Origin of the sequence: Streptomyces changanensis (assembly GCF_024600715.1) — a bacterium.
Taxonomy (GTDB): domain Bacteria; phylum Actinomycetota; class Actinomycetes; order Streptomycetales; family Streptomycetaceae; genus Streptomyces; species Streptomyces changanensis.
The window spans coordinates 3,185,132-3,198,572 of the sequence record NZ_CP102332.1 but is presented as its reverse complement, the minus strand read 5'-3'; the positions used below and the strand labels follow the sequence as shown (position 1 = coordinate 3,198,572).

Here is a 13,441-nt window from a genome sequence, read left to right as displayed (position 1 = left end):
GCCAAAACGGTTTCGCGGGGGCGGGGCGGTGGCGGTGGCGAGGCGTGCGGAGCACCGGGCGCACGGCGCCGGGACGGGTCACCGCGACGGGGTGCCCGGTGCGGCGGTGGGCTCCCGGGACGGCGCGCCCGGCGCCGGGGACGGGCTGCCGGGCACCGGGGTGGGGGACGGGGACGGGGACGGGGCAGGGGACGGGGTGCCGGCCGCGGGGACGGGTTCCGGTTCCACCAGCGCGTCCTCCGGGACGTGGCGGGCGACCTCCGCCGTGGTCAGCCCGAGCCCGCCCAGCGTGATCTCGTCCCACGCCTGGAGGCGCCGGGTGTCCCGGTCCAGGTACAGGACCGAGGCGTGGACCCGCTCCGGTTCGTCCTTCTCGACCGCGCGCAGCCCGCCGCCGCCCGTCGACCCCTCGATCTTCAGGCGGGTGCCGTTCGGCAGGACCTCGTTCACGCGCCGGTGCACGTGGCCGGCCAGGACCAGCGGGACCGCGCCGTCCGTCTGGTGGGCGGCGATGGGGTTGTGGGCGACCGCGACGTCCACGGGCGTGCCCGCCCGCGTCTGCGCCCGCAGCGAGTCCGCCAGGCGCCGGCCCGCGTCCCGCTCGGCGTCGTCGCCCGCCGGTACGACCGTGCGGTCCGGGGTGAACTGCGGGTCTCCGACGCCCGCCACCCGCACCCCGGCCACCGTGACCGCCTGCCCGCCGTCCAGGACGTGCACGTTCCGCAGGCCGCTCAGGTACTTCTGGGTGTCCATCGAGTCGTGGTTGCCGCGCACCCAGACGTACGGCGCGCCGAGGTTGCTGATGGGGTTCAGGAAGACGTTCTCGGCGGTGCTGCCGTGGTCCATGGTGTCGCCCGAGTCGATGATCAGGTCGATGCCGTACTGCTCCACGAGCGAGGCGACGATGTGCCAGGCCGCCGGGTTGAGGTGGATGTCCGAGACGTGCAGCACCCGGATCGTCGCCGGGTCGGGCTGGTACGTCGGGAGGGTGGACGTCGCGTCGTACAGCTTGGTCACGTTGGTGACGAGCCGCGCCAGTTCCTTCTGGTAGACGTCGAACTCGGTGACGATCGAGCGGGCGTTGCCCACGACCGCCGGGGCACTGCTGAGCAGGCCGGAGAAGCGCGGTTCCAGGACGGACTTCGGGTTCCACGTCGCGTACGCGGTCGCCCCCGACGCCGCGAGCAGCGCGAGCGCGAGGCCGCCGGCCGCGAGCGCGCGGCGGGGCCTGCGGTAGACGACGAGCCCGAGCGCGGTGGCGCCGGTGACGACGGCGACGCAGGAGCGGAGGGCCAGCTCGCGGGTGCCGTCCACCACGTCCCCCGTGATCTCCTCCTGGAGGCCGGAGATCCGCTCGGGGTGCTCGACCAGCGCCTGCGAGCGCACCGGGTCCAGCTGGTCGACGTCCACGTCGAGGCGGATGGGTCCGGTGTGCGAGTCCAGCTCCAGGGCGCCCAGCGGCGAGACGTTGATCTTCGTGCCGCCGGTGAGGGACGGACGCAGCGTCATGCTGGTGTCCATCGGCCCGACCGGCGTACGGACGCTGCCCACCACCAGCAGTCCCAGCCAGGCCCCCGCGACGACCACCGCCAGCAGCCCGACGGCGCGGACGGCCCGCCGCGCCGCGGGACGGCGGGTGCCGGCGGGGTCGGTCGGCACCGCGGGCCGGGCCCCGGGACGGGCGCCGGGGCGCACACGGTCCCGCACGCGGCGCAGGGCTCGGGCGATACGGACGTACGGGGTACGGGCGACGGCTCGGGCCATTGGGGCCGTATGCCCTGCGGGGTGCGCGGCTATGCCCGGGTGCCCGCCGCATCCACGACAATGGCGGAGTGCTGGAGATGACGCGCGAGGAGTTCGAGGAACTGGTGGCCGAGGCGCTCGACCGGATCCCCCCGGAACTCACCCGGCTGATGGACAACGTCGCCGTGTTCGTGGAGGACGAACCCTCCGCGGACGACCCCGACCTGCTCGGCCTGTACGAGGGGACGCCGCTCACCGACCGGGGCGAGTGGTACGCGGGCGTGCTGCCCGACCGGGTCACGATCTACCGGGGGCCGACCCTGCGGATGTGCGACTCCCGCGAGGACGTGGTCGCCGAGACGGAGATCACCGTCGTCCACGAGATCGCCCACCACTTCGGCATCGACGACGCGCGGCTGCACGAACTGGGGTACGGCTGACGGACCCGCCGTCCGGGCGTGTCCCCCGCGGGCGCCCGGGAGTTGGGCAGGGAAACCCCGTCCCCGCCCTGGAGGTGCCCCCGTGCGCCAGCTGCCCGCCCCCGTCCGATGGGCCGTCACCGCCGTGGCGGTGGTGGCATCCGCCGGCTCCGTCAGCGGCTGCATGAGCGTCTCCGACGACAGCTCCCGGCCCCGGCCCACCGAGTCGGTGGACCCCTCCGGGGCGGCCGCGGCCGAGGCGGACAGCGGGGTCGCCGCCCCCGGCGGGCGGCACGGGCCGCGCGGCGGAGCGGACGACCCCGACACGCCCGACGGCGGCACGGCCGGCGGCTCCCGCCCGTCCCGGGCGCCGTCCGCGTCCGCCGCGCCCTCCGCGGGCCCCGCGGCGAGCGCCAGGCCCGACGGGGGCCACGGCGCCGACCCCGCACCCGACCCCGGTCCCGGCACGGGCGGCACGGGCGGCACGGGCGGCTCCGGCGGCGGTACGGGGCCGAGCGGACCGCCCCCGACGCCGTCCGCGCCCGCCCCGCCGCCGGAGCCGACGCCCACGCCGTCGCCGTCCGATGAGCCGCCCGCGCCCGAGCCGTCGGAGCCGCCCACCGCGTCGCCGTCCGCGGAGACCCGCACCGAGGCGCTGCACCGCGCGGACCGGTCCGCGTCCCGGTGGACGGAGCCGGCCGCGTCACCGCAGTCCGCACCCGCCTGAGCGCCGCCGGGGCCACGGCTGGGCGCGGGGGCCGGACGGGGACTGGGTGGGGTCCGGGGCCCGTACTCGGGACGGGGTCCGTACTCGGGACAGGGGCCATGCTCGGGACACGAGCCGGACGGGGTCCGGGCGTGGTCCGGGTGGGATTCGGATGGGTGTTTCGGGTGGGGCCGGGCGGGATCCGGTGGAGCGGAGCTCGTGTTCCGGACGGGTTCCGGGCCGGGTCCGGGTGGGGGCCGCGAGGGGTCTGCACGGGGAGTCGAGGCGGGGGCCGGTGAGGGGCCGTTCGGCGGCCGAGCGGGGTCGAGCTTGCGCTGAGTGGGGGAAGGTGCGTATGGTGGTAGATCGTTTGATCCCATTTGCCCGGCGCCAGACCGAAGAGCGCCGCGTGTGGCGCGTACTCTCTCCCTTGCCGTGGCTGACCGCATCGAGGCGGTCGATTTGCTAAGCAGCGAAACACGGAGTTGACGGGCGCGTGCCGAGACTCCGGAAGGTTTCGCATTTCGCATGTCCATTTCCAGCACTGACACCGTTCTGTCCACGACCGAGAACCCCACCGCCGACACCGCGGTGAACGACGAGCAGCTCGTCGCCGCCGACGCGGAGGGCACGGTCGAGGAGACCGCCGAGGAGACCGCCGTGGCGGTCGCCGACGAGACGGTCGCCGACGAGCCCACCATCACCTTCGCCGACCTCGGCCTCCCCGAGGGCGTCGTCCGCAAGCTCGCCCAGAACGGCGTGACCACCCCCTTCCCGATCCAGGCCGCGACCATCCCGGACGCCCTGGCCGGCAAGGACATCCTCGGCCGCGGCCGCACCGGCTCCGGCAAGACCCTCTCCTTCGGTCTGCCGCTGCTCGCCACGCTGGCCGGCGGCCACACCGACAAGAAGAAGCCCCGCGGCGTCATCCTCACCCCGACCCGTGAGCTCGCCATGCAGGTCGCGGACGCCCTCCAGCCGTACGGCGACGTCCTCGGCCTCAAGATGAAGGTCGTCTGCGGCGGTACGTCGATGGGCAACCAGATCTACGCCCTGGAGCGCGGCGTCGACATCCTCGTCGCCACCCCGGGCCGGCTGCGCGACATCATCAACCGCGGCGCCTGCTCGCTGGAGGCCGTCCAGGTCGCCGTCCTCGACGAGGCCGACCAGATGGCGGACCTGGGCTTCCTGCCCGAGGTCACCGAGCTGCTCGACCAGGTGCCGGCCGGCGGCCAGCGCCTGCTCTTCTCCGCCACGATGGAGAACGAGATCGCGACGCTGGTCAAGCGCTACCTGACCGACCCGGTCGTCCACGAGGTCGACAGCGCCCAGGGCAACGTCACCACCATGACCCACCACGTCCTGGTCGTGAAGCCCAAGGACAAGGCGCCGGTCACCGCCGCGATCGCCGCCCGCAAGGGCCGCACCATCATCTTCGTCCGCACCCAGCTGGGCGCGGACCGCATCGCCGAGCAGCTGCAGGACACCGGCGTCAAGGCCGACGCGCTGCACGGCGGCATGACCCAGGGCGCCCGTACGCGGGTCCTGGAAGACTTCAAGAAGGGCTACGTCAACGCCCTCGTCGCCACCGACGTCGCCGCCCGCGGCATCCACGTCGACGGCATCGACCTGGTCCTGAACGTCGACCCGGCCGGCGACCACAAGGACTACCTGCACCGTTCGGGCCGTACCGCCCGTGCGGGCAAGTCCGGCGTCGTCGTCTCGCTGGCCCTGCCGCACCAGCGCCGCCAGATCTTCCGCCTCATGGAGGACGCGGGCGTCGACGCCACGCGCCACATCGTGGGCGGCGCCGGGGCGTTCGACCCGGAGGTCGCCGAGATCACCGGTGCCCGGTCCCTGACCGAGGTGCAGGCCGACTCCGCGAACAACGCCGCCAAGCAGGCCGAGCGCGAGGCGGCCGACCTCGCCCAGCAGCTGGAGCGCATGCAGCGCCGCGCCGCCGAGCTCCGCGAGGAGGCCGACCGTCTGGTCGCCCGCGCCGCGCGCGAGCGGGGCGAGGACCCGGAGGCCGCCGTCGCCGAGGTGACCGAGGCCGCCGAGGCCGAGGTGCAGGCCGCCGTCGCCGCCGTACCGGCCCAGCCCGAGCGGGACTCCCGCGACGACCGCTCGTCCTCGTACGAGCGCCGGGACCGCCGCGACGAGCGGGGCAACTTCGAGCGCCGCGACCGCGAGGACCGGGGTGGCTACCGCCGCGACGACCGCCGGGACAACGACCGTGGCGGGTTCCGCCGCGACAACGACCGCCCGTCGGGTGGCTTCCGCCGCGACAACGACCGCCGCGACGACCGGGGCGGCTTCAACCGCGACCGTGACGACCGCGGTGGCCGCTCCTTCGAGCGCCGGGACAACGACCGCGGCGGTTTCCGTCGGGACAACGACCGTCCGGCCTCGGGTGGTTTCCGCCGGGACAACGACCGTCCGGCGTCCGGTGGCTTCCGCCGTGACAACGACCGTCCGGCCTCGGGTGGTTTCCGCCGTGACAACGACCGTCCGGCGTCCGGTGGCTTCCGTCGTGACAACGACCGCCCGGCCGGTGGCTTCCGCCGCGACGACCGTCGTGACGACCGCCCCACCGGCGGTCACCGCGGCAGCGACCGTCCGTTCAACCGCGACCGTCGGGACGACCGCCCCGCGGGCGGCGGCTTCCGCTCCGGCGGCCACGAGCGCCCGTACGGTCGCCGTGACGACCACCGCGGCGGCTCGAACACCGGCTCCGGCTCCGGCTCCTCCTTCGGGCGCCGCGACGACAAGCCCCGCTGGAAGCGCAACGGCTGACGCCCCGTAGGGCGCCCGACGGGCCCGTACGCGACACCTCGTGTGCCGCGTACGGGCCCGTCCCGGTTCCGGGACGGGCCGTACGAGGGTGTTGTGCCGATACCCGATCGGCTCACCGGTCCCGGCGGGCTATGCTCGGGGATGACCCGTCGAGGGCCCTTAGCTCAATTGGCAGAGCAGCGGACTTTTAATCCGTTGGTTGTGGGTTCGAGTCCCACAGGGCCTACCAGTCGCGAGCCTCCGCGGCTCGTCACGGGGTCTGGTGCCCCGGCCGGTTCCTTCCGGCCGGGGCATTCGTGCGTCCGGGGGCGCCGCGCTCCCTTTCGAGGCCGTTCCGGACCCGCTCCGGGGCCGGTGATGGCCCGCTGTCGGGGGCCTCGTCGCCGGCGAACCGGGAATTTCTTCAGCTTTCTGGCGCTGAAGGCGCGAAATGGTCAACGGCACCCCCCGGGATGGCGTAAGGTTGTGTTCAACGACGCGGGGTGGAGCAGCTCGGTAGCTCGCTGGGCTCATAACCCAGAGGTCGCAGGTTCAAATCCTGTCCCCGCTACTGAAACCGAAGGCCCGGTGCTTACAGCACCGGGCCTTCGGCGTTTTCCCGGTCGGGCTGTCGGGCGGTCGAACAGCGGCCGGGCGACGTCGGTCGGCGGACGGTCGGCCGGATGGTCGGATGGTCGGATGGCCGGTCGGGCGGTCGATGGCGCGGCTCCCGGGATGTGGCCGCCGCCTCGCCCGGTCGGCCGACCGCGGGTCGCCGGGGAGGGCGGCTGCGGCCAGCCTGGGGTGGTGGGGCAGCGAGCGGAGTACGGCGAGGGCGGCGACGAGCGGGCCGGTGACGACGCGCGCGACGGCGCCGCCGGCCGGGGTGGCCGCGGTGCCCCGGTGCCCCACGGCGGCGGTGCCGGCCCGGTGCCCCACGGCCACGGCCGTGCCGAGCGGGATCGGGTCGAGGCCGGTCAGGTCGAGTCAGGTCGGGCCGAGACCGGTGGGGTGGTCCGGCGGATCGTGCGGGGGCTTCCCGGGCTGCTGCTCGTCGGGGGCGTGGCGTACGACATCGCGACCCCGCCGCCCTTCACGGGCGTCCCCTTCTTCGTCGCCGCGCCGCTCATCGCCGCACCCCTCTACACCCGGCGCGCGACCCTCGTCGTCGCGCTGTGCGCCGTCCTGGCCGTGATCGCGCCGCACCTGGTCGAGAAGCCCTTCCCCCGGGTTCCCACGCTGACCGAGCTGCTGACCGTGGTCACCGTCGGCGGGCTCGCCCTGCTCATCAACCGGCTCGTACGGCGCAGCGGCGAGCGGCTCGCCTCGGCGCGGGTGATCGCGGAGACGGCGCAGCGGGCGGTGCTGCCGGTGCCCGCCGAACGCATCGGCGGACTGCGGGTGGCCGCGCGTTACGAGGCCGCGCAGGCCGACGCGTCCATCGGCGGGGACCTGTTCGCCGTGCAGGACACCCCGTACGGGGTCCGGCTCGTCGTGGGGGACGTGCGGGGCAAGGGCCTGGGCGCGGTGGAGGCCGTGGCGATCGTCATCGGGGCGTTCCGCGAGGCCGCCGAGCAGGAGAGCTCGCTGGAGGCGGTGGCGCAGCGGCTGGAGCGGGCGCTCGCCCGGGAGGGGACCCGGCGGGACGGCCTGGACGCGGTGGAGGGGTTCACGACGGCGGTGCTCGCCGAGGTCCCGCGCGGCGACGGGACGGTACGGGTGGTGAACCGGGGCCACCCCGAACCGCTGCTGTTGGGTGCGGACGGCCGCGTGGCCGTGCTGGAGCCGCCGGAGCCGGCGCTGCCGCTGGGCATGGGGGAGCTGGGCACCTGGCCGGACCGCGCGTACACGGCGCCGTTCCCGCCGGGGGCGACACTGCTCTTCCACACGGACGGCCTCACCGAGGCGCGGGACGCGGCGGGCATGTTCTACGACCCGGCCGCCTGGCTGGAGGGGCGGACCTTCCCGGCGCCGGGGGAGCTGCTGGACGGGCTGGTCGACGACGTGCGGCGGTACACGGGCGGCGGGGCGGACGACGACATGGCACTGCTCGCGGTCGCCCGCCCCGACGGGCACGCTCCGTGAGGGGAGGACAGCTCTCGGCGATAACAATTGACAAACCGTCAGAAAGTCGTGGTCGGTCGGAGGGGTCTCGAACCCCTTGACGCGGTGTCAATTCGCCGGGAAATGTCTGCCTATAGGGGACTTGGTGCCTGTCGTCGGCCCTCACGAATACCCGGCAACGGCTTGGAATACGACCCGTGCGTCTATTAACGTTCGATAACGCAGCGCGGTCGTACCAGCCGTCGCAGAGGCGGCACCGTGCGCATGCGCCGAATCCCGCGAGGGAACCGGGGACCCACCACACCTGGGGTGAATCGGGCTGCATTCCGGCCCGTAGGAGACCTTCCTGCTCCGAACCCGTCAGCTAACCCGGTAGGCGAGAAGGAAGGAAAGGAGAGCGCCCCCGTGGCGTCCAACAGGCCTGCCCCCGAAGCCCCCTTCGGCGCGTACGACACCACCGGCCAGCCGGTCGGACAGGGCTTCGCCGGCACCGCCGCCCCCGCGGCCGACGTCGAGTGGAACCCCACCGAGGACTCCGTCCGTCCGGTCCGCGGCCGCCACCGCGTCGTCAAGCAGCGCGGCGGCCTCGCCCGCAGCTCCACCGTCCTCGGCGTCGGCGTCATCGCCGCCGTCGGCGCGGGCGGCATGGCCACCGCTCAGGACAAGCCCCGGGTCGCCATATCCCTCCCGGACGTCGGCCTCCCGGACGCTTCCTCGCTGCCCGGCGTCGGCGCCCTGATCGCCGACGACACCACGGACGCCGGCGCCGCCGCCGAGGCCGCCGCCGACCCGCAGGACGTCGCCGCCGCCGACCTCGCGCCCCTCGCCACGCTGTCGTCGGCCTCGCCCGGTGGCCAGGAGGCGCAGGGCGGTTCCGACGCGGGCGAGGCCCTGCGCGCCCGCATCCTCCAGCAGGCCGAGCAGCAGCAGGCGGCCGCCGACGCCGAATCCCGGGCCGCCGCGGAGAAGGCGGCCGCCGAGAAGGCCGCCGCCGAGGCCGCCGCCCAGCAGGCCACCGCCCAGGCCAAGGCGAAGGCCGAGGCGAAGGCCGAGCAGGAGAAGCGCGAGCGCGCCGAGGCCGCGGCCGCCGCCAAGGCGGAGGCCGAGCGCCTGGCCAAGCTCGCCGCGAGCTACGCCCTGCCGACCTCCTCGTACACGATCACCTCGACGTACGGCCAGGCCGGCTCCATGTGGTCCTCCGGCTACCACACGGGCCTCGACCTGGCCGCCCCCACGGGCACCCCGGCCAACGCCGTCCACAGCGGCACCGTGAAGTCGGCCGGCTGGTCCGGCGCGTACGGCTACCGGGTCGTCCTGGAGCTCGCGGACGGTACGGAGGTCTGGTACTGCCACCTCTCCTCGATGACCGTCAGCGCCGGGCAGAGCGTCGGCACCGGCGAGACCATCGGCCGCGTCGGCGCCACGGGCAACGTCACCGGGCCGCACCTGCACCTGGAGGTCCACACGCCCTCCGGCGGCGGCATCGACCCGCTGGCCTGGCTCCGCGGCAAGGGCCTCACCGTCTGACCCCGTCCCCGCTCGAGGCGGCGGCCCGCTCGAGGCGGCGGCCCGCTCGAGGCGGCGGCCCGCTCGAGGCGGCGGCCCGCTCGAGGCGGCGGCCCGCCGGGTGCGCGTCCCGACCGACGGTACGGGCGGTAGGGCGGTACGGGCGGTCCGACGTGGCGTACCGACCGACGGTACGGGCGGTACGGCGTGCGCACCGCCCGCCTGACGTCCGGCGGTCCATCGATCCCGGCAGCCTTGGCGGCACACCCCCCGACGCCAGGGCTGCCGGTCTTCCCCGCCCGGCCGGTCCCGCCCCGTCATGCAAGGCCCGTCCGGCCCGGCTCGCCCCGCCCGCGCTCAGTACCGGTACGGGTTGTACCCCGCGTAGTCGCGGTGCGGCGGCGGGGTCCACACGCGGCCGGTCGCGCGGGCGGCGAACGTCAGCGCCGGGCCGGCCGTCGCCTTCCGCTGCCACATGTGGTGCAGCAGCTCCTGCTCGCGCGCGGTGAAGTCCCGGTCCGCCGCGCCCCGCCGCGCCCGGTGGCGCAGGAACGCCAGCGTCGTCGCGAACGCCTCGTACTCGCCCACCGACCGGGCCGCCGCCGGGCCGTACGCGCGGGCCGCGTAGTCCCGCGCCAGGGACCGCGCCCGCATCGAGGACAGCGCGAGCGGCTCGTCCGCGGTGAGCCAGCCGGCCGCCGCGTACGCCGGCAGCTCGGCGGCTATGGTGCGCAGCTCCCGCTGGCGGGTCCAGACCGCGAGCCACGTCAGCAGCCCGAGCGCCGGCAGCATGAACGCCCCGTACACGGCGACGAACCCCCACGGGCCGAACGTCGTCGAGCCGTTCCACAGCGCGTGCACGCCCATCGCCAGGGCCAGCCCCAGCACCGGCAGCACCACCCGCGCCATTCTGCGGCGGCGGGCCGTCATCGCGGCGATCCCGAACCCGATGCCGGTCAGCACCGTGAACAGCGGATGCGCGAACGGCGACATCACCACCCGTACGAAGAACGTCGCCGCCGTCACCGACCCGATGCCGGAGGTGCCGAACTCCTGGTCCTCGCCGAAGGCGCTGCCCAGGTAGAGGATGTTCTCCGTGAAGGCGAAGCCGGTCGCCGTGAACCCGGCGATCACCACCCCGTCGACCAGGCCCGTGAAGTCACGTCTGCGGAAGAGGAAGACCAGCAGGATCGCGGCGGCCTTGGCGCTCTCCTCCACGACGGGGGCGACGACGGTCGCACCGAGCGTGTCGGCCGATGTCGGGTCGGCGGTCGCGGTGGCTATCCACCGGGTCGCGAAGGTGTTGGCGACGATCGCGACGAGGGCCGCGGCGAACGCCCCCCAGGCGAACGAGAACAGCAGGTTCCTCCACGGACCCGGCTCCACCCGGTCCAGCCAGCGGAACGCCGCCATCAGCAGCGGAACCGGCAGCAGCGCCAGCCCGAGGCCCACCAGGAAGCCCGTCGTGCCCGTCTGCTCGCGCACCAGGGCCAGGATCACCAGGGCGCACAGGGCGAGCACGAGGATCACGGCGGAGGCGCGCACCGCCCTGCTGCGCCAGAACGCGCGCCGGGGCTTGTACCGCCAGCGCGCCCGGTCCGGTACGGCGTCGAAGGACGGCCGTGGGTGGTACGTCGGGATGGCCGGCTGGGCGGGGCCGGCCGGCCGGGTGTGCGGCGGTGCGGGGCGGTGCGCGGGCGTCTGGGACACCCGGCCGACCCTAGACGGCCCCGCCGACACTCCGCGACCGTCTGTGGACGGTCGGGCCGGGCCCGGCGGGCCGGACGGCCGGCTGGCCCCCTGCCGTCGCGGCCCGCCCCGGGCGCCCTGCGGCCGTCGGACCGGGCGCCCGGCGTGGGCCCCTGCCGCCCTGCGGCCGTCCCGCCGGGGGTGCCACGCCGCGGGCGTCCGGACGTGGGACCCACGCTGCGGACGACCCGCCGCGGGGGCCTCGCTGCGACCCTCCCACCGGAGCGGTCTCGCCGCGAGCCTGCTGGGGCCGCCCCGCCGGGGCGCCCTGCGACCGTCCCGTCGCGGGCGCGTCCGGTCGTGGGGGCTACGCCGCGGGCGTCCGCCGGAGCGGTCAGGTGGGGCGGTCAGGCTGAGCGGTCAGGTAGGGCCGTCAGGTGGGGCGGGCGACCGTGGCCGTCAGGCCGGGCGGGCGGTCGGGACGCGGGCGAAGAGGAGGTCGTGCACGACGTGGCCCTTGTCCAGGCCCTGCCCCTCGAACCGGGTCAGCGGCCGGAAGTCGGGCCGGGGCGCGTACCCGCCGTCGGGGGCGGTGTTCTCGAAGTCGGGGTGGGCGGTGAGCACCTCCAGCATCTGCTCCGCGTACGGCTCCCAGTCCGTCGCGCAGTGCAGCACGGCACCGGGCGCCATGCGGGGCGCGAGGAGGCTCAGGAACTCCGGCTGGATCAGCCGCCGCTTGTGGTGGCGCTTCTTCGGCCACGGGTCCGGGAAGTACACGCGGACGCCGGCGAGCGCGGCGGGCGGCAGCATCTCGCGCAGCAGGATGATCGCGTCGCCGTTGGCGACGCGGACGTTCGTCAGCCCCTGCCGCTCGGCGAGGCCGAGGAGGTTGCCCTGGCCGGGCGTGTGGACGTCCACGGCGAGGATGCCGGTCGACGGGTCGGCGGCGGCCATCCGGGCGGTCGCCTCGCCCATGCCGAAGCCGATCTCCAGCACCACGGGGAGGCCGCCGAACAGCTCGTCCAGGTCCAGGACGCGCTGACCGTCGATGTCCAGGCCCCAGGCGGGCCACAGGCGGCGCAGCGCGTCGGCCTGACCGGTGGTGACGCGGCTGCGGCGGGGCTGGAAGCTGCGGATGCGCCGCTCGAAGTGCGACCCGGCCGGGTCGGGGGCGGGCCCGCTGCCGTCGGCGAACATTCGGCTGCCGCGGCGCGCCGGGGCGGGCACCTGCGGGGTCTCGGGGGCGGGGGGCGTGGGGGGCGTGCTCGACGCGGTCTTCTCGGACACAGTGCCTTCGATTCTACGAACCCGCACCGACCCCCCCTGCCCCTCGACGCGTCGCCCCTACCCCTCGACGAGCGCCAGCGCCCGCCGGGCGACCTCCCGCCCGATCGGCAGGGACGCCGTCGCCGCGGGCGACGGGGCGTTCAGCACGTGGACCGTGCGGGGGCCGCGCCGGATGAGGAAGTCGTCGACGAGCGTGCCGTCCCGCAGCACCGCCTGGGCCCGCACCCCCGCCGGCGCCGGCCGCAGGTCCGCGGCGTCCACGGCGGGCAGCAGCCGCCGCACGGCGTCCGTGAACGCCCGCTTCGACAGGGACCTGCGCAGCTCCCCCGCCCCGTACCGCCAGTGGCGCCGGGCGATCCGCCACGAGCCGGGCCAGGCCAGCGTCCCGGCCAGGTCCCGCGGGTCCACCTGCCGCCGCCGGTAGCCCTCGCGGGCGGCCGCGGGCACGGCGTTCGGGCCGACGTGCACGCCGCCGTCGACCCCGCGCGTCAGGTGCACGCCGAGGAACGGGAACGCCGGGTCCGGCACGGGATAGACCAGGCCCCGCACCAGACCGGGCCGGGTCAGCTCGTAGTACTCGCCGCGGAACGGCACGATCCGCACGCCCGGCTCGTCCCCCGCGAGCCGCGCCACCGCGTCGCAGTGCAGTCCCGCGCAGTTCACCAGCGCCCGCGCCCGCACCACGCTCCCGTCCGCCGTCCGCACGGCCACCCCCCAGGGGCGGCGGTCGACGGCCGTGACCCGCGCCCCGTACCGCAGCTCGGCGCCGGACGCCTCGGCGAGCTGCGCCGTCACCGCCCCGTAGTCGCAGACGCCCGTGGTGCCGACGTGGATCGCGGCGATGCCCCGCACCTGCGGCTCGAACTCGCTGATCTGCGCCGGGCCCAGCTCGCGCACGGGGATGCCGTTCTCCCGGCCGCGCTGGACGAGCGCGTGCAGCCGGGGCAGCTCGGAGCGGTCGGTGGCGACGATCAGCTTGCCGGTCACCTCGTGCGGCAGCCCGTACTCGGCGCAGAACTTCACCATCTCGGCCGCGCCGCGCGCCGCGTACCGCGCTTTCAGCGAACCGGGACGGTAGTAGATCCCGCTGTGGATCACGCCGCTGTTGCGGCCCGTCTGGTGACGGGCGGGGCCCGCCTCCTTCTCCAGGACGACCACCCGCGTCCCGGGAGCGGCCCGCGAGAGCGCGTACGCCGTCGACGCCCCGATGATCCCGCCGCCGATCACCAGGATGTCGCAGTCGAACATGCCG

9 protein-coding genes, 2 tRNA genes and 1 riboswitch are annotated in these 13,441 nt (G+C 75.4%); of the genes, 7 read left to right on the top strand and 4 right to left on the bottom strand.

The window, feature by feature from the left end; all coding sequences use genetic code 11:
* Positions 1–78 precede the first annotated feature (78 nt).
* Positions 79–1,764, bottom strand: coding sequence for a metallophosphoesterase family protein (locus tag NRO40_RS14080; protein ID WP_257375419.1), 1,686 nt, complete (start codon positions 1,762–1,764; stop codon positions 79–81).
* Positions 1,765–1,832: 68 nt separating this feature from the next.
* Here NRO40_RS14080 and NRO40_RS14075 point away from each other — a divergent pair, with 68 nt between their 5' ends.
* The 7 genes from NRO40_RS14075 to NRO40_RS14045 all read left to right on the top strand — a co-directional run bounded on the left by NRO40_RS14075 (position 1,833) and on the right by NRO40_RS14045 (position 9,234).
* Positions 1,833–2,183 carry a metallopeptidase family protein gene (locus tag NRO40_RS14075; protein WP_058942877.1) on the top strand — a complete coding sequence of 117 codons (351 nt, stop codon included), beginning with the start codon at positions 1,833–1,835 and terminating at the stop codon, positions 2,181–2,183.
* A gap of 82 nt (positions 2,184–2,265) precedes the next feature.
* Positions 2,266–2,889, top strand: a complete 624-nt coding sequence (locus NRO40_RS14070) for a hypothetical protein (protein WP_058942876.1) — start codon at positions 2,266–2,268, stop codon at positions 2,887–2,889.
* 507 nt (positions 2,890–3,396) lie between these two features.
* Complete coding sequence (locus tag NRO40_RS14065) at positions 3,397–5,664, top strand: DEAD/DEAH box helicase (RefSeq protein ID WP_079047165.1); 2,268 nt, start codon at positions 3,397–3,399, stop codon at positions 5,662–5,664.
* Positions 5,665–5,817: 153 nt separating this feature from the next.
* A tRNA-Lys gene (locus NRO40_RS14060) sits at positions 5,818–5,893 on the top strand.
* 247 nt (positions 5,894–6,140) lie between these two features.
* Positions 6,141–6,214, top strand: a tRNA-Met gene (locus NRO40_RS14055).
* A gap of 236 nt (positions 6,215–6,450) precedes the next feature.
* Positions 6,451–7,728: a PP2C family protein-serine/threonine phosphatase gene (locus tag NRO40_RS14050; protein ID WP_157901882.1), complete on the top strand. Its 1,278-nt coding sequence runs from the start codon at positions 6,451–6,453 to the stop codon at positions 7,726–7,728.
* Positions 7,729–7,964: 236 nt separating this feature from the next.
* Positions 7,965–8,101, top strand: a riboswitch (cyclic di-AMP (ydaO/yuaA leader).
* 11 nt (positions 8,102–8,112) lie between these two features.
* Entirely contained in the window at positions 8,113–9,234 is a 1,122-nt protein-coding gene (locus NRO40_RS14045) for a M23 family metallopeptidase (RefSeq protein WP_058942875.1), read from the top strand.
* Positions 9,235–9,570: 336 nt separating this feature from the next.
* Here the strand turns inward: NRO40_RS14045 and NRO40_RS14040 are convergent, their stop codons facing one another.
* From NRO40_RS14040 to lhgO, 3 genes are all read right to left on the bottom strand, one after another.
* A complete protein-coding gene (locus tag NRO40_RS14040; RefSeq protein WP_079047163.1) occupies positions 9,571–10,923 on the bottom strand; it encodes a PrsW family intramembrane metalloprotease in 1,353 nt (450 codons plus the stop codon).
* Positions 10,924–11,361: 438 nt separating this feature from the next.
* A complete protein-coding gene (gene trmB / locus NRO40_RS14035) occupies positions 11,362–12,189 on the bottom strand; it encodes a tRNA (guanosine(46)-N7)-methyltransferase TrmB (protein ID WP_408057004.1) in 828 nt (275 codons plus the stop codon).
* Positions 12,190–12,246: 57 nt separating this feature from the next.
* Positions 12,247–13,437, bottom strand: coding sequence for an L-2-hydroxyglutarate oxidase (lhgO, locus tag NRO40_RS14030; protein ID WP_058942903.1), 1,191 nt, complete (start codon positions 13,435–13,437; stop codon positions 12,247–12,249).
* Positions 13,438–13,441 lie beyond the last annotated feature (4 nt).

Coding starts and splice junctions, on each gene's coding strand:
- lhgO (WP_058942903.1), bottom strand. CDS start 13,437: ATGTTCGACTGCGACATCCTGGTGATCGGCGGCGGGATCATCGGGGCG.
- NRO40_RS14065 (WP_079047165.1), top strand. CDS start 3,397: ATGTCCATTTCCAGCACTGACACCGTTCTGTCCACGACCGAGAACCCC.
- NRO40_RS14080 (WP_257375419.1), bottom strand. CDS start 1,764: ATGGCCCGAGCCGTCGCCCGTACCCCGTACGTCCGTATCGCCCGAGCC.